Consider the following 17,402-nt stretch of genomic DNA (forward strand, 5'->3'; position numbering starts at 1 on the left):
TTATTTATTAAGTATTTTTTGCCACCATTTTTTTTCTTCTACAGTATATCCGTAACCATATTTATTACCATAGCCAAAATAATCTTTACTAACATCATTTAGAACAAATCCTGTATTCTTAATTTTCTGAGAATCTATATTTCTATTGGCAAAATCAATCAATGTTTTTTCGGTATATTGGGATCTTGTTACATAGAGTGTGGCATCTGCCAGCTCTGCAAAAAGTAATGTATCTGTAACCAACATTAAAGGTGCTGTATCTAAAATAATATAGTCATATTTATGTTTTAGTTCCTCAATTAATACTTCATATCTTCCGTTGGTAAGAAGCTCTGTAGGGTTTGGAGGAATACTTCCTGAATATATTACATCCAAATAAGGATTAAATGTTGAAACATGAATAATTTCTTCAAGTTTAGTTTTATCAGAATATAAATACTCTGTAAGACCTGAAAGCCCCTTTCTAGCTTTATTATATCTCTGAAGTTGAGGATTTCGTATATCAGATCCAATAATAATAACTTTTTTACTAGGAGTTGCTAATGTAAGGGCCAGATTTACGGAAACAAAAGTTTTCCCTTCTCCCTTCACTGTTGAAGTAACAAACACAACTTTTGCTTCTTTTTTCTTTGGTAGCATAAAATTCATATTTGTAATAAGAATTCTAAATGCTTCTGCCAAAGGAGAAATATCATTAACTTTCACCAATTCATCCTGTCCTTTGTTTAAACTTGGAATCTCACCAATTATTGGCTTACCATGTGATAATTTTTCCAAGTCATGTTTAGATTTTACTTTATTGTTAATTAATTCTTTTATATATATATAAATGATAGGCGATACGATTCCCATCAACAAAGCAGCCATTAAAAAAACTAATTTTTTAGGAGCCACAGGTTTGGGAGATGCATATGCATAATCTACAATTCTTGCTTTATCTGCTGTTACTGCAAGGGATATTGCTGTTTCTTCTCTTTTTTGTAATAAAATTAAATATAAACTTTCTTTGATCTGCTGCTGTCTTTCTATATCTCTGAATAATTTCTCCTGTTCCGGAATCTTAGAAATCTTGGAAGAAACTTTTTGTTGCTCAGCCAGATACTGATTTTTCGCAAGCTGCAAACCTGTGCCATTTTTTCTAAGACTTTCAACAACAGAAGCTCTCAAAGAATTGATTTGTTTATTAAGATCAATTACTATCGGGTTTTGAGGAGTTGCGCTTTCCAGTAATCTGTTTCTCTCCAGTACTAGTTGATTGTAAGAACTTATACTTCTAACTGCTTCATCATTTTGCAATCCAACATTTGTAGGAAGCACTTCGCTATTCCCTTGTTTAGACATATAGCCTATTAAAGCATTTGTGAGATCAAGTTGAGCATCAACTTCTATTTGTTTTGAACGAGCTTCTGCTGAACTTTCTAAACCAATTTTAGCTTCAGTTACCAGATCTGTAATTTGATTTGAAGATTTAAATCGTTCTTTTTTATTTTCAACTTCACCTAAATCATTAGCAATGATATTTATTCTTTCATCTATAAAATCTCTCGTACTTGCAGATTCAGAATTTTTATCTTTAATAGCATCATTGTTATATACGGTTACAAGTTTATTTAAAATATCTTTTGCCTTATCTGTATTTGGATAATTTAATGAAAGTACAATAACCGTTGCATCTTTATCTGCAAGACCAACATTCAATATTTTTTGTACTCCATTTACAGCACCTTCTAATGTAGAATAAGTAAAATTTAAGTTTGATAGTTCTCCTGCTTTATCTTTATTAAATTTAGGATTTTTTAAAAACATGATATTCGCATAAGGCAAATTTACAGTCTTGCCAAACGATGTTTGAATATCTTTTGGTAGTTCTTCAGATGATAAAGTAAGTATGTTATTTGAAATTTTAATAAAAACAGGTTCTTTTGGTAAATCGGCAAGTGGTTTTTCGTTGATAACCTTTATAATGAAGGGACTTGTATCTTTGTATAGTTCTCTTGATGAAAAGCCTTCTCCCTCATGGATTGTTGTGTATAGGCCAAGAGAAGTAACAACATCTGTCATTAGCTTTTTTGACTTGAAAATTTCAATTTCATTTTCAATACTGTTTGTACCCATACCCCCAATTCCAGATAAGTCCTGTAATACGCCAAAATCACCACCGACAGTAGGAGTTTTTTTAGCATCTTTAATCAAAACAGATGATTGAATGCTATATACTGGTGTAACAAATTTTAAATAAAAGTAAACTAATATTAAAGCTATTACTGGCATAATAACAAACCATATCCAATTTCTTAAATACGGTTTAATTATTTCTAAAAAATTGATTTCATTTTCTGATTCCTCAACGACTGGACTATTCATTATTTAATTTTAAATTACAGTATCGATTGATTTTAAACTTTTGCTATTAATTTTTTTGTGTTTTATAATCTGGCATCCACCAAGTTTCTGTCTAAACATGCTTTTGCATCAAAAATAATTGCATTCTCTTTTTTCATATTCTTTATATCCATTGTCAAAAACTCATTATGAGCAACTGCAATGATAATAGAGTCATATTTTTTACTGGAAGGCTTTTCATTTAGAATTACAACTCCATATTCATGTTGTACTTCTTCTTTATTCGCCCAAGGATCAAAGATGTCAACCTCAATTCCATATTCTTTTAATTCTTTGTAAATATCTATAACTTTAGTATTTCTTACATCTGGGCAGTTTTCTTTAAATGTTACTCCCAAAATCAAAGCCTCAGAATTTTTTATCATATTTCCTTTAGCTATAAGAAGTTTAACTACTTTAGATGCAATAAATTTTGCTATAGAATCATTTACTCTACGCCCAGATAAAATAACATCGGGATGATATCCTAACTGTTCTGCCTTATGTGCTAGATAATACGGATCTACTGAGATACAATGACCTCCTACTAGCCCTGGCTTGTACTTTAAAAAATTATATTTGGTTCCTGCTGCTTCCAAAACATCATTAGTATCAATTCCTATTCGATCAAAGATGAGAGCTAGTTCATTGACAAATGATATGTTAACATCCCTTTGGGCATTTTCAATTGCTTTAGAAGCTTCTGCAACCTTAATACTTGGGGCTTTATGGGTGCCCGCCGTTATGATTTTTTTATATAAATTATCTACTTCGATTGCTATTTCGTCCGTTGAGCCCGATGTAACTTTTTTTATACTTGTTAATGTATTTATTTTATCTCCCGGATTAATTCTTTCAGGGGAATATCCTACATAAAAGTCTTTATTAAATTGCAATCCTGAGTATTTTTCTAATATAGGAACACATTCTTCTTCGGTACATCCTGGAAAAACGGTAGACTCATATATTATTATATCATCTTTTTTGATGATCTCACCAAGCATTTTAGAGGCATATATTAAAGGCTTTAGATCAGGAGAATTATATTTATCTATAGGTGTGGGAACTGTAACTATAAATATATTGCAGTCTAAAATTTCTTTCAGATCATCGACAGCCTTATATCCTATCTTTCCTTGGGATTCTTTATAATTGTTTAAAGCAGATTTTAGTTTTGCCTCATCAGATTCCAATGTGACATCCCTTCCTTCATTCAATTGAGATATTCTAACAGAATTCACATCAAACCCTAAAACAGGGAAATAATTCGAAAACTCTAGAGATAGCGGTAAACCAACATAACCCTGCCCGATTACTGCTATTCTATATGATTTAATTTCATTCATTTTTAGTATTTTTTTTGCAACCAGAAAGAATTTAATTATGGAACTGTTATTTTTTAATTAAACTCACAATGACAGCCGCTGCAGTAATAGCAATTGAAGCTGCAGTTAAATATAATCCTGTATTAGGATTTTGTTTAGACATCGCATCTTTAGTGTTATTTGCAGAAACTATAATAGCGTCTCCCTGTTTTAAGTTATAATATGGAGAATTAATAAGGTTAGCATCTCTTAAGTTTACTTTACCATGAGTTATCTGGCCGTTTTCTGTTCGGATTACCAAGATATCCTCTCTTTTTCCATACATAGTAAGATCTCCAGCTAAACCTAGCGCATTCCAAATAGTACCTTGTCCATTAGAAATTACATAATCTCCCTGCTTATTTACTTCTCCAAGAATTGTAATTTTAAAATTAGCAAGTCTTAGGTTAACAGTGGGATTAATGATGTATTGTGTCATCTTATTTCTCAGTTCATCTTTGAACTCTACTAATGTTTTGTTTGAGGTATTAAGTTTCCCAAGTATAGGAAAATCTATATCTCCATTAGCATCCACAACATAAGTAGGACCTGTAATAGAAGCAACGCCCTGGTTAGGAGTATTCCCTCCTGCAAATGCATTAGTCTGAACAATTTCAGATGAAGAATAGTTTTGGTTAAAAGGCTTTACAACATCCATATCTTTTGCAGTCACCAATATTACCAACTGATCTCCCGTTTGAATTGTATTATTCAGATTTTTTGAAGATGCTTCAAGAGCTATCTTCTCAATATTTTGCATATAGTTAAGGTCATTTTTTGCGTTAGGATTTGTCTTGCATGAAACTAACCAAAATGCGACCAATACAACCAATATCTTACTTTTCATATCTTAAAATTGTACAAATATACATTTATATTTTTATTTATCTAAAATCTCATAGATCGAGTTATTGCTCCTAAATTCAGGCACAATTGATTTCAAAATCTTAACAACTTCTACCTTATCTTTCATTACGGAAGCCTCTGTAATCAGGTTGATCAAACTCTCAATTTCCATAAACTCCATCGTCGGATCTTTAGAGATCATGATTTTTTCATTATGAGTAGGAAGTGTTTTTGCATTATCGCTCAACAGCTCTTCGTAGAGCTTCTCTCCTGGTCTCAATCCTGTATAAATAATCTTAATATCAATATTAGGTTCAAATCCCGAAAGTTTGATCATTCTTCTTGCCAGATCAAGGATTTTTACAGGCTCTCCCATATCAAAAACAAAGATTTCTCCACCCTGCCCCATTGTCCCGGCTTGCAGTACAAGTTCGCAGGCTTCCGGAATCGTCATGAAATATCTCACAATGTCCGGATGGGTAATGGTAACCGGACCGCCAGCTTCAATCTGCCTTTTAAAGTGCGGGATAACGGATCCGTTCGATCCTAAAACATTACCAAATCTCGTTGTAATAAACTTGGTTATATTACCGTCAACATGCTGTAAAGACTGAACAAATAATTCAGCAGCTCTCTTGGAAGCCCCCATTACATTGGTAGGATTCACAGCTTTATCTGTAGAGATCATTACAAACCGGTTGACCTTGTAGCGGCTAGACAACACCGCAATATTTTTTGATCCTAAAACATTGACACGTATTGCTTCATTAGGGTTTTCCTCAACCAAAGGAACATGCTTATATGCAGCAGCATGATATACCATTGAGAAATTATAGGTCTGGAATAAAGGTTCAACTCTGTGAATATTAGAAACATCAGCCAAAACAAACTTGAATCTGATGTGAGGAAATTTCTCTTTCATCTCCAGCTCAATGTCATACAATGGAGTTTCTGCCTGATCTAAAACAACAATTAAAGCAGGGTTGAACTGAGCAACCTGTCTGACAATTTCACTTCCGATAGAACCAGCTCCACCGGTTACCAGTACATTCTTATTAAAATGTCTGCTTTTTACCTCTTCATTTTCTATCTTAATAGGCTTTCTGTTAAGAAGATCCTCAATCTGAAGATTCCTGATGGATCCCCCCAGGTCACTGTCTCTTAATTTCTGTACAGAAGGAGCTTTGAATATATTCAGGTCTTTTTCTAAAAATAAATTCACCCAGGAATTCATTTCGTCTTTAGACATCATTTCTTTAACAATAATAACACCATCAATGATAAGATCTTCTTTTGTTGCTTCTTCTATTTTCCTTTTTTCGTAGATAGGTTTTCCTAATAACGAAGCTCTTTTCGAATCTGTCCTTTGAGTTAAAAATCCTACAACCTGATAAGGCAGACTTGGATTATCAAGAATAGCACGTGCTATAGCAATAGACTGTTCATCAATACCCAGTACCAAAATTCTTTTTTTCAGGGTACTTCTCCTGTATTCTCTTACAATATGAAAAAACTCTTTCACATAAAGCCTGAACAGAAAAAGTCCCATAAAGGAGATGATAAAATATAGGACAAGAAAAGGGGTTAAAATAAATTTCCCTCCTGTTACCCAGAAGTAAATAAGATTTACTACGCCTATAACTGTCATTGTACAAAAACAGGAAATCAGCAGTTTGAAAAGATCAATAAAGGTGGAGTGCCTTATAATCCCTGCATAGGTCTTGAAAAAATACATAAACATAGTATTCACCACAATAATAAAGGTAAAAACTATACTTTTATCTTCGTGATAAATAAATTCTTTCTGAGTAATTTTTTCTATAGTATAAGTAGAAAGGAATAGAGATATAACCAAAATGATAATATCTATTACAAGTATTATCCATCTGGGAAGATATCTTACATCAGAGAGATTGACAACATTGTCTCCTCCAAATACTTTTTTCCTAAAAGAGTTGTACATTGTCTGTATTTGTGTTCATATTTAAAACGGCTAAAACCAATTTTTAATTAATATTAATTCTTGAGATGGATACAAAATTAAAATAAAATCCCATCTTTATTTAATTTTATGGTATAAATTTAGGGAATTTCACATCCTAAGGATTTCAGCTATTCTTTCCTTGTCATCGTCCGTTAAATTAGTCCCCGATGGCAGGCACAATCCATGGTCAAAAAGTGTACCAGAAAGATTATTTCCAAAAAACTGATATTGTTTATACAACGGCTGAAGATGCATGGGTTTCCATAGATATCTGGTTTCTATATTATTCTGAGAAAATAGTTTCCTCAATTTTTCTTTTGAAAGATTATTTTTGAGAATAACCGTATTGAGCCAGTAGTTAGAAAAAAAATCACCATTTGGTGCAGAAAAAAGTTCAATATTTTCATGATCTTTAAGACAGATCTGATAAAAATCATGATTTTCTCTCCGTCCTGTGATCTTATTTCCCAGTGTTTCCAGCTGTCCGCGGCCTATTCCTGCTGTAATATTATCCATCCGATAATTATAGCCTATCTCAGAATGACAGTAATAATCTTCATCATCTTTGGCCTGTGTTGCCAGAAAAAGAGCTTTCTTTTTATCAGCTTCATTTCTCGAAATCAGAATTCCCCCGCCTGCCGTGGTAATAATTTTATTTCCGTTAAAGCTGATGACTGAAAGATCTCCGAAAGTTCCACACAACTGTCCTTTATAGCTGCTTCCCAGGGCTTCTGCACTATCTTCAATCAATGGGATTTCATATTTCCGCGAGATGCTGAGTATTTCGTCTGCTTTGAAGGGCATTCCATATAAAGAAACAACAATAATGGCTTTAGGCTTTTTTCCTTTCTGAATACAGAATTTAACAGCTTCTTCCAGTGCATCAGGGCACATATTCCAGGTATCTTCTTCACTATCTACAAATACGGGAACAGCATTTAAATAAAGTACAGGATTAGCAGAAGCTACAAAAGTGAACGACTGGCAGATTACGAAATCCCCTTCTTGAACATTCAGTAATCTCAGGGCAAGGTGAATGGCTGCCGTTCCGGATGATAAAGCTGTAACATGGGAAGTGCCTCCTAAATAATGCTCAAGACTGTTTTCAAATTCATCTATATTTGAGCCGTATTGGGAAATCCAGTTGGTATCAAATGCGTGTTGTATATATTGAAGCTCATTCCCTCCCATATGTGGTGGTGAAAGCCAAATCTTCTGTTTTTCCAATATCTATTTATGTTTCTCCAAAAGTATCATTTATTTTTTCATATTCAAAGCCTCTGCTCATCAAATATTTTATAGTTTTTACTTTTTTTTGATATTCTTTCAAGCCTTTCTGTTTAGAAGAATAATTTTCGTAAATTTTCCTGATCATTTTTTCATAATCATCTTCATCAATCTCATCAAAACAGCTATTGATAAGTCTTTCGGAAATCTGTTTCTGCTTCAGATTCATCCTGATCTTATTTCTCCCCCAATGTTTGATATAGAATTTACCCCTGATATAGCTCCGTGTAAAGCGTTCTTCATTCAGAAAGTTCTCCTTCAGAAGATAGAGCATAATTTCTTCCCTGGCTTCATCAATCAGTAAAAACTCTTTCATTTTCTGTTCTACCTCGGCATGGCATCGGTCCTGGTAAACACAATAATTTACCACCTTCTGCCTGATTTCCTCAAATGTGAAAGATTTCTTCTCCATAATCAATGAAAAAAGAATGGACAGGTGCCCATTCTTTATTTTGTATTTTCCGCTAACAATTAATAGTTGAACAGTGCTTTTCCTTCCATCAGTTCATTTACTTTTTTTCTGACAGATGCAAGAACTTCTTCGTTTTTGATATTGTCTACGACATCGGAGATCAGTCCTGCAATAGTATCCATATCATTTTCTTTAAGGCCTCTTGTAGTAATAGCAGCCGTTCCTAATCTGATACCAGATGTAGTGAATGGTGACTTATCATCAAAAGGAACCATATTTTTATTACATGTAATATCAGCAAGAACTAAGGCTTTTTCAGTCTCTTTACCATTTACGCCTTTATTTCTAAGGTCTACCAGCATTAAATGGTTATCTGTACCTCCGCTTACAATATCAAATCCTCTGTCGATCATTGCTTTTGAAAGCGCCTGAGCATTTGCTTTAACTTGTTTAGCATAGGTTTCAAATTGTCCGTCTAATGCTTCACCAAAAGCTACTGCTTTACCGGCAATAACGTGCTCCAGCGGACCTCCCTGAATTCCTGGGAAAACGGCTCCGTCCAATACCTGGCTCATCATTTTGGTTTCTCCTTTCGGGGTTCTATGACCGTATGTATTTTCGAAATCTTTCCCCATCATAATCATTCCTCCTCTAGGACCTCTTAAAGTCTTGTGCGTTGTTGTTGTTACCACGTGGCAGTGCTCAAACGGAGAGTTCAACAGCCCTTTGGCTACTAAACCTGCAGGGTGAGCAATATCCGCCCAAAGTGTTGCCCCGATTTCATCAGCAATTTCTCTGAATTTAGCATAATCCAGATCTCTTGAATACGCTGAGAAACCAGCGATAAGCATTTTTGGTCTTTCTCTGAGAGCTACTTCTCTCATCTGGTTATAATCTATAAGGCCGGTTTCTCTTTCTACTCCATAAGACACTACCTGATACTGGATTCCTGAAAAGTTAACTCCTGAACCGTGGGTAAGGTGTCCTCCCATAGAAAGATCCATTCCCATGATTTTATCTCCTGGTTTCAAAACAGCAAGATAAATGGCAGCATTAGCCTGAGAACCGGAATGCGGCTGAACATTCACATAGTCCACACCGAAAAGTTCCTTGGCTCTGTTGATTGCCAACGTTTCAACCTCATCTACCACTTCACAGCCCCCGTAATATCTTTTACCCGGGTACCCTTCAGCATATTTGTTTGTCAGTACGCTTCCCATTGCTTTCATCACGTTTTCAGAAACAAAGTTTTCTGACGCAATAAGTTCTAATCCATGGGATTGTCTTTGTCTTTCTTTTTCAATCAGGTCGAAAATAATATCCATTATACTTTTAGTTTTTGAAATTTTCCACCCCAAATGTACGGAATTTCCGTTGAGATTTCAACAGTGGGAAAAATGATTTTTGAAAGCTTAGCAGCCGAGGGTGACAGCATAAATTCACCGGTAAAGTCTTTCAGAATATTTCATTTAAAATTGTTCTTCCGCCAATTCTTTGTTCACTACTGCTCCGGTAAAATTCCCTTGAGCAATCGCATTAGCTACGGATCTCATCATGGTTATATTATCTCCGCAGGCAAAAAGTCCGGGGATGTTGGTTTTCTGCATAAAATCAACTTTAATAAAGCCCTGTTCCGTCAGCTCACAGCCTAATTCTGAAGTATCAACGTTTTGTATAAAAGGTATTTTAGCATACAGAGCATTCAGGGAAATCTCTTTTCCTGTTTTAAAAATCACCTTTCTGATATGTCCGTTTTCATGTTCAATACTTTCAACCTGATCTTCAATTAACGAAATCTTATTCCCGGCTAGTTTTTCCTTTTGCTCTTCGGAAAGAGCAGATCTTCCATTGGTCAATAGAGAAAGGTTTTTCGTAAGATTGTATACCACTTTTGTGAAATCATAAGCCATATCTGCGTCCGAAAGAATTCCGGTGGTTTCATTTCTCACTTCATACCCGTGACAATATGGACAGTGCAGAACAGAAATTCCCCAACACTCTGCAAATCCGGGAATATCCGGCATCACATCTTTTACACCCGATGCAAGAATCAGTTTCTTAGCATGAAAACTGTTGCCATCCTGATTCTCAACGGCAAACTCATCATTTTTACTGATCTTGGTTACGGTACCTTCATGAAATTTCACGGTATTATATTTTTCAACCTGCTCTCTGGCCAATGTTGCTATTTCTTTTGGTGCCTTACCGTCATGAGTGATGAAGTTGTGCGAATGTGGTGTCTGCCTGTTGCAGGGTTTACCGTTATCTATGATCAGTACGTTTCTCAGTGATCTTCCCAGTGCCATTCCTGCTGATAATCCAGCATAGCTTCCGCCAATAATGATGACATCAAAGTCTTTATTTTCCATTATAATTAAGTTTGAATGATGATTTAAGTATCTGTTTGTCTGTACAAAGTTAAATCAAAATCCCATTATTGCAACACAGTCGCAATAATATTTTATATCTTTGCCTTATGAATAAGCGGAATACCAAAACAAAACAACTGATCCTGAATTCATTAAAAGATTCAAAATCAGCGGTAAGCCATGATATTTTACAGAAAGAGCTGGGAAATGAGATAGATAGGGCTACCATCTACAGAATTTTGAATAGTTTCTGTGATGACGGAATTGTGCATAAAGTAGTGAGTGATGACGGGAAGTCCTATTTTGCACCCTGTCGTGGATGCTCCGGAAAGCACCATAAACACAGTCATTTTCACTTCAGATGCCTTCAATGCGGAACAATAGAATGTATGCCGGAAGAAGTGGATATTACCATGCCGGAAGGTTATCAGCCTGTGAATTTTAATGGGATTATTTCAGGTTACTGCCCGGAATGTTCTTTATTAAGATAATCCTTACGTCTGGGTTTATTGTTTTTAAACCATTAAGAGCCATTTAAGTTTTAAGATTAATTAAGGAAAAAATCAAAGATTTTCTTGATAAGCTTTATGCTTTAAAGAAAAACAGAAGACAGACTTAAACTTTACTATATTTTCAGAAGTTATTTACCCTCCACCTTTTTAATACTCTCCTTTTACTTCATCTATTTCTTCCTGCAGTCTTGGCCTGATATCTATTTTTGCATTTTTAAAACTGAAGATCATCGCTCCTTTTTCTCTTGCAAACGGATTGATAATAGAATCTGCCTTTTTGGAAGTTTCAAAGTAAGGGCCGGTCTCTTTCAGTTCATCATTATCTGAGAATGGATCTTTGATTCTGATCAGATGATCATACCGCTTACTCAGATCAAACCAATTAACATAATCCGCATTAAAAGAAACTGCCTCTATTTTCTGTTTTGAATAATAATTAATAGCTCCAGCCTGTCCGTAATTATCGCAAAGAACCAAGGTTTTCCCGGATTTCGACAATACTGCATATTCTTTATCTGTTTTCTCTGCAAGTTCCTTCCAGCCCTGCATATCGGCAAAATCCTGAGGCAGCGGATGATCTTTTCCGTCTTCCCAACGGAGAAGCCCTAGCTTTTTATATTGATCAGGGTGATGAATGATATATTCCGGGCTTTTATTGGGAAAAGCTACTTGATACAAAGGGATAAATAACAAAACAGGAATCAGTATGCTGACAGGCTTTAGTATCTTTTTCCAGCCATCCGCCAAAAGATAAGCGAGATACACTGAGCCCAATGCGATGAATACCGGATAAAGTCCAGCCGCATAATAATCCTTTGCTCTGAAAAACAGGAACAGCCCGATTGTGAATGCATACGCCCAAAAGAAGAATCTAAATTTTTCAAATGGCTTATAAAACAGTAAAGCATACAATCCGGCGAAAATTATAAAAACAGCACCTATGAAAAAAAGCATCTGGGATTTTAAAAACTCAAAGCGGCTAACATTTACCAGCTGAGTTTCTGAAAGTTCCTTCATATGATGAACCACGGGAAAGTTATTATGATATTGCCACAGCAGATTGGGAAAAATGATAACAAGAGCCAGCAATGCGGCTCCGTAAAGATGGGGCTGAAGAAATAGGGCTCTCTGTTTCGTCAGCAGTAAAGCCGGAATAATCCCCAATACAGAAAAGACGATATTATATTTATTCAGAAAACCGATTCCGAAGATCACTGCGCCAATGTATAACCATTTTACTTTTTCAGAATTAAAATACCGGATCAGGACGTAGTAAAGCATCGTCCACAACAACACTTCCAGAGAGGTGGGCTGAAAAAGCATATTCATCCGAAGAAATACAGAAAACAAAACTCCCGTTGACGCCAGTACTTTGGCATATAGATTTCCCTGCAATTCTTCGACAATTTTCCACACAACAGCAATTGTGAAAGCACCTAGTAAAGCAGGAAAAAATTTAACCCAGAAGACAGATCCTCCCAACATTTTGATGAGCCAGGCCAACCAGGAGTTCACAGGAGGAACGGAAACATATCCCCATGCCAGATGATTCCCCTGGTCGAGGTGCAGATATTCATCCCGGTGCAGTTCATATTCAGGGCTGATTAATATATACTGCAGTATGAATTTACCAATGATAAAGAAAAAGAGGATAAGGTAATTTTTCTTCATGAAGGTTTGTTTTAAAATATTTCAAATCTCTGAAGGTTCATTTCTGCCTTTACCTCAGAGATCTTTTCACTCCAATACTTAACCGCATCCAGTTTATCAGGACATTCTTCAATCGTTCTGTTCTGACATGTGGTCATCTGTTGTTGGTATTCACTCAGGATATTCCTTAAATACTGTTCGTAATCTTTCGGATTCTTTGGAATATAGCCAATCCCGTAACAACCGCAGGTATTAAATACTTTTCCTGTTCTGAAAAGACCTTCTATAATTTCCCATTCTTTGACCGCCGTTTTTTTAGGAGCTTTAAACTCCCACCCAAGATGTGCCATGATGCTACCACATTCCGGGCATTTTACAGGTCTTGATTCTATTTCCTTCATCAGTAAATCCAGCTCTTCTTTATTAGCTTTCATAAAAAGATGTCCGATTTTTCTCACACTGCCGTCAGGAGCATGATATACGTTTTCTTTTTTTATTCTTAAAAAAATGTCATGAGAATTCTGCTGTTTAAATGATTTTCTGCATTTAAAGCAAGCATAGTGAATTTTATAGCCCTTTCCCGCGTATCTGCACATGGTTTTAATTTGAACTCAAATATATTAATTAGTTTTCAGAAAAACAGCGGCTTAAGAGCGGTTGTATAGTTCTTTTCAATAAAAAATCCTGAGAAAGTTTCCCAGGATTTCATCATGGAAATCTATAATGATTGTTTATTATTTTTTCTTCTCTTTAAGCTCTTCTTTGTCTTTATCAGAAGGGTTCCATACTTTCACTTCGGCATTTTTATCAATTCCGGAAAGGATCTGTACATTGATTCCGTCGCTGGCTCCCAGTTTCACATATACTTTTTTGAACTTACCGTCTTTCTGCTTCACTTCTACAAAAGGAGAATCCTTCCCTTTGACTTTCTCATACTGAACAAGAGATTCGTCCAATAAAAGAGCATTCTTCTCAGATTTCAATACAATTTCTCCGTTAGCAGAGAAACCGGCTCTGATGTACTCGTTATTAGGATTTCTTACATCTCCTTCTACCGGGAATTTGATGGTTCCGCTGTTGTCTTTTCCTTTTGGAGCAATCATGGTAAGTTTACCCGGAAACGTTTTGTTCTGCAATGCACCAATCACGATTTTCATATCCATTCCCTGCTTTAGTTTCCCAGCCTGAGCTTCATCTATATCTCCCTGGAAGATCAGTGAATTCAGATCTGCAATGGAACAGATGGTAGTACCTGCGTTGAATGAGTTAGCCTCAATTACCTGGCTTCCTACTTTTACAGGAACTTCAAGCACGGTTCCTGAAGCTTTGGAACGGATCTGCGTAGTTGCCAATCCCTGAAGTTCAGGAGTTGCTCCTGTTTTTACAATCTGTAGTCTTTTTTCAGCCGTTACAAGCTGCTGTTGAGCATTTTTAAGGGTCTGCTGCTGAGAATAAAGCTGCTGCTGGGAATTCAGATATTCCTGCTTTGAGGCAACACCTTGCTTGTAAAGCTTTTCCTGCATAGCAAACTGCTTTTGCATATTATCAACATTAAGCCTGGCATTATTGATCTGAAGCTGAGAATTAACCACTTCCTGCTGCGCGTTGTTCACATCAGCGATATTAGGAATAATCCTTACCGTAGCGATCAGCTGTCCTGCCTCTACTCTATCCCCTTCATCTACCAGAATTTTATCGATAATCCCTGCAATGTTAGGTTTGATCTCAATTTCTTCTTTCGGAACAATTTTACCTGTTGCCATGACCTTATCTTCCATATCCTTAATGACAGGCTTCCTGGTGAGGAAGGCTTCAGCCTGCTTGGAATTGGATTTCACAAGATACCCGATTCCTGAGAACAATGCCACTGCAAATAAAAGCCCCAATACAATATAAATGGCTTTTTTCAAAGTGAATTTCTTTTTCATATACCTAGTTTATTTTTTTACTATTTAATGGTTTAAAGATTGAAAATTAAAATGTCTGACAAACATTTTCAGATTTTCAAATTTTTCATTTTCAAATTATTACTACTCTGTCCTCAACGCTTCAATCGGCCTGATTTTTACCGCTCTCTGTGCCGGGATCATCCCGATAATCAGTCCCAGAATAACCATTACGGACATAGCGCTGAATACGTTTCCATAATTAACCGTAGGGTTGTAGAACGGGAAGGTATCCTGATTCTGGGTCGCTACATTAAGAATAATCAGAACAAAAATTCCGAACATGAATCCAAGCAGCCCCGATGAGAGTGTAATTACCACGCTTTCCAACAGGATCTGGTTTCTTACTTCAGCAGGTTTTGCGCCTAAGGCTCTTCGTATCCCGATTTCTTTGGTTCTTTCTTTTACCGTGATCAGAAGGATATTGGAGATCGCAATTACACCCGCCAGAATAGTAAGAGTTCCTACGATAATGGTGAGAAGCTGCATTCCGGTAAGAAAACCTGTCAGCTTTTTAAATTCTTTCCCGATATTGAAACTCATAAAGGCATTGGTATCTTCAGGAGATACTTTATTTTTATCTTTCAATACCTGTTTTACGTCTTCCTCTACAACTCCTAAATCTGCCGTTGGCTTGCCTACAATAGCAAACAGGTCAATCTGCTCCCCGGCATTGTACATTTTGGTATAGGTTGAAAGTGGAATATAGGCACTCTGATCGCTTTCAAAACCTCCTCCTTTTTTCACACGAAACACTCCGATCACGTTAAAGAACATCCCTTTTATATTCACTGATTTCCCGATTGGGCTTTCATTTTTCTTGGAATCGAAAAAGTTCTTGTAGATTTCTTCCCCAATCACTACTACATTTTTATTCCCCATCACATCGGCATCATTAATGTAACGTCCGAAAATAAGTTTCTTTTCCGAAATTTTATTTCCTACCGGATAGTCTCCTGTAAGACCATAAGTTCCTTTTTTGCCATTTCTTGACATGAGTTCCCCTGCAGTTCCGGTAAAACTTCCCCTGGAATTCTGCGGCGAAATATAATCTATTGCAGGAACTTTCTGTTTCAGCATATCCATATCAGACAGCTTCAGATGAAGCTGACGCCCTTTCGGAAAACCGTCATACGGAATGGAGGTATTTCCAGCAAACAAGAAAATGGAATTGGTAGCAAATCCTGAGAACAATTTATCAAAACCGTTTTCCATTCCTTTGGCAGCCCCAAGAAGGCTTACATATAAAAACATTCCCCAACCCACACCAATCATGGTAAGGAACGTACGAAGCTTATTATTTCTCAATGAATAATAAATTTCCTGCCAGGTATCTTTTTTAAATAAAATATTCACTTCTCTGAGTTGTATTTTTATATTTTCTTTACTATATCCTAATTACCTTTATTCGGTTCTCAACGCTTCAATCGGTTTGATCTTTGAAGCTCTGTACGCCGGAACGAACCCTGCGATAAGTCCGGAGAAAACCAATGCTATGAAAGCCATAATAATTTCTGTCGTACCTACACTCGGATTCACAATGAAGAATTCTTCGAGACTGTCCCCCATTAAGCTAAGGGTCAAAACTCCCACACCAACTCCTACAATACCTGAAATTACGGTAATCACAACACTTTCCTGTACAATCAGTCCTACAATGCTTCCCGGTTTAGCACCGATAGCTTTACGTACTCCGATCTCTTTGGTTCTTTCTTTTACGATATACACCATGATATTGCTGATTCCGATGATTCCGGCAAGCAGTGTTCCCATTCCAATAAATCCTACGATAATGGTAAGTACAAACATAAACTGGAAGGTTCCTTCCATATTCTTGGCGTTATTCCATACTCCTACTCCATTTTCGTCATCAGGAGAGACATTTTTTCTTGATTTTAATTTATCTTTAAGCTCATCTCCGTATTTAATTGCTTCCTGAGGAGTAAGCTTTTCATTATAGGCAATATAGACTGTATTGACCGTATCTGATCCTTTCTTCATCTGCTGAAGGGTTGTAATAGGAACCGTAATATGTCTTTCATCCCGGTCTCCCCCATCATCAGAAAATACGCCCACCACTTTGAACATGGTACCATTGATATCAAGATCTTTACCTACCGGGCTTCCGTTTTTGATAAGGTCTCTTTGCACCATTCTTCCGATTACCGCTATGTTCTGTTTTCTGTTCAGGTCCATAGGATTCAGGTAGCGTCCTTCTATAACTTTTCTGTTTTCGATAATCTGCTCTCCCGGCTCCGCACCGTTTATCTGATACATTCCGCTTTCCTTACCGTACTTCACCATCATACTCGTAGTATATCTCGGGCTGGCATCTCCCACTTTTTCTTTATCGGTATTGATCAGAAAATCATAATCGTCGTTATCCATCGTTACATTCCTGTCCGACTGGAGACCTCTGTAGGCCACCGTCGTTTTCCCTGTATAAATAGTGATCAGATTTTGGGCATCTCTTGCAAAACCCTGTGTAAAAGCATTCTGCAATCCTTTACCAATTCCGAACAGCACAATAAAGATAAATAGTCCCAAAGCTACCGTAAACCCCGAAAGTACCGTCCGCAATACATTACTGCGGATAGAACTGAATATTTCCTGCCAACGATCTAGGTCAAACATATTTTTTATTTTTTAC

At 36.3% G+C, this 17,402-nt stretch carries 14 protein-coding genes; 1 reads left to right on the forward strand and 13 read right to left on the reverse strand.

The window, feature by feature from the left end; genetic code table 11:
* The 8 genes from FW768_RS09870 to FW768_RS09905 form a co-directional block, all read right to left on the reverse strand.
* Positions 1-2,364, reverse strand: a complete 2,364-nt coding sequence (locus FW768_RS09870; protein ID WP_153394972.1) for a GumC family protein — start codon at positions 2,362-2,364, stop codon at positions 1-3.
* Positions 2,365-2,426: 62 nt separating this feature from the next.
* Positions 2,427-3,728 carry a nucleotide sugar dehydrogenase gene (locus FW768_RS09875; protein WP_153394974.1) on the reverse strand — a complete coding sequence of 434 codons (1,302 nt, stop codon included), beginning with the start codon at positions 3,726-3,728 and terminating at the stop codon, positions 2,427-2,429.
* Positions 3,729-3,774: 46 nt separating this feature from the next.
* A complete protein-coding gene (locus tag FW768_RS09880) occupies positions 3,775-4,593 on the reverse strand; it encodes a polysaccharide biosynthesis/export family protein (protein ID WP_153394976.1) in 819 nt (272 codons plus the stop codon).
* Between the two features lie 33 nt (positions 4,594-4,626).
* Positions 4,627-6,555, reverse strand: coding sequence for a polysaccharide biosynthesis protein (locus FW768_RS09885; RefSeq protein WP_153394977.1), 1,929 nt, complete (start codon positions 6,553-6,555; stop codon positions 4,627-4,629).
* Between the two features lie 129 nt (positions 6,556-6,684).
* The gene (locus FW768_RS09890) at positions 6,685-7,767 is read right to left on the reverse strand and encodes a DegT/DnrJ/EryC1/StrS family aminotransferase (protein ID WP_153399855.1); all 1,083 of its coding nucleotides are present in this window, start codon (positions 7,765-7,767) and stop codon (positions 6,685-6,687) included.
* A 43-nt stretch (positions 7,768-7,810) separates the two neighbouring features.
* A complete protein-coding gene (locus FW768_RS09895) occupies positions 7,811-8,275 on the reverse strand; it encodes a regulatory protein RecX (protein ID WP_185151963.1) in 465 nt (154 codons plus the stop codon).
* 59 nt (positions 8,276-8,334) lie between these two features.
* The gene (glyA, locus tag FW768_RS09900; protein ID WP_317163091.1) at positions 8,335-9,603 is read right to left on the reverse strand and encodes a serine hydroxymethyltransferase; all 1,269 of its coding nucleotides are present in this window, start codon (positions 9,601-9,603) and stop codon (positions 8,335-8,337) included.
* 141 nt (positions 9,604-9,744) lie between these two features.
* The gene (locus FW768_RS09905) at positions 9,745-10,644 is read right to left on the reverse strand and encodes an NAD(P)/FAD-dependent oxidoreductase (RefSeq protein ID WP_153394981.1); all 900 of its coding nucleotides are present in this window, start codon (positions 10,642-10,644) and stop codon (positions 9,745-9,747) included.
* A gap of 107 nt (positions 10,645-10,751) precedes the next feature.
* Between FW768_RS09905 and FW768_RS09910 the strand changes: the two genes are divergently transcribed.
* Positions 10,752-11,135 (forward strand): Fur family transcriptional regulator, encoded by a 384-nt coding sequence (locus FW768_RS09910; RefSeq protein WP_153394983.1) that lies wholly within the window; start codon positions 10,752-10,754, stop codon positions 11,133-11,135.
* Between the two features lie 168 nt (positions 11,136-11,303).
* On the opposite strand, the gene FW768_RS09915 is transcribed toward FW768_RS09910, so the two are convergent.
* The 5 genes from FW768_RS09915 to FW768_RS09935 all read right to left on the reverse strand — a co-directional run bounded on the left by FW768_RS09915 (position 11,304) and on the right by FW768_RS09935 (position 17,386).
* Positions 11,304-12,827: a glycosyltransferase family 39 protein gene (locus FW768_RS09915; RefSeq protein WP_153394985.1), complete on the reverse strand. Its 1,524-nt coding sequence runs from the start codon at positions 12,825-12,827 to the stop codon at positions 11,304-11,306.
* A gap of 11 nt (positions 12,828-12,838) precedes the next feature.
* Positions 12,839-13,240, reverse strand: coding sequence for a hypothetical protein (locus FW768_RS09920; RefSeq protein WP_153394987.1), 402 nt, complete (start codon positions 13,238-13,240; stop codon positions 12,839-12,841).
* 300 nt (positions 13,241-13,540) lie between these two features.
* Positions 13,541-14,734, reverse strand: a complete 1,194-nt coding sequence (locus FW768_RS09925) for an efflux RND transporter periplasmic adaptor subunit (protein WP_153394989.1) — start codon at positions 14,732-14,734, stop codon at positions 13,541-13,543.
* 102 nt (positions 14,735-14,836) lie between these two features.
* Entirely contained in the window at positions 14,837-16,108 is a 1,272-nt protein-coding gene (locus tag FW768_RS09930) for an ABC transporter permease (protein ID WP_153394991.1), read from the reverse strand.
* Positions 16,109-16,156: 48 nt separating this feature from the next.
* Positions 16,157-17,386 (reverse strand): ABC transporter permease, encoded by a 1,230-nt coding sequence (locus FW768_RS09935; RefSeq protein ID WP_153394993.1) that lies wholly within the window; start codon positions 17,384-17,386, stop codon positions 16,157-16,159.
* Between the last annotated feature and the right edge of the window lie 16 nt (positions 17,387-17,402).

This window comes from Chryseobacterium vaccae, assembly GCF_009602705.1.
In the GTDB taxonomy this organism is placed as follows: domain Bacteria; phylum Bacteroidota; class Bacteroidia; order Flavobacteriales; family Weeksellaceae; genus Chryseobacterium; species Chryseobacterium vaccae.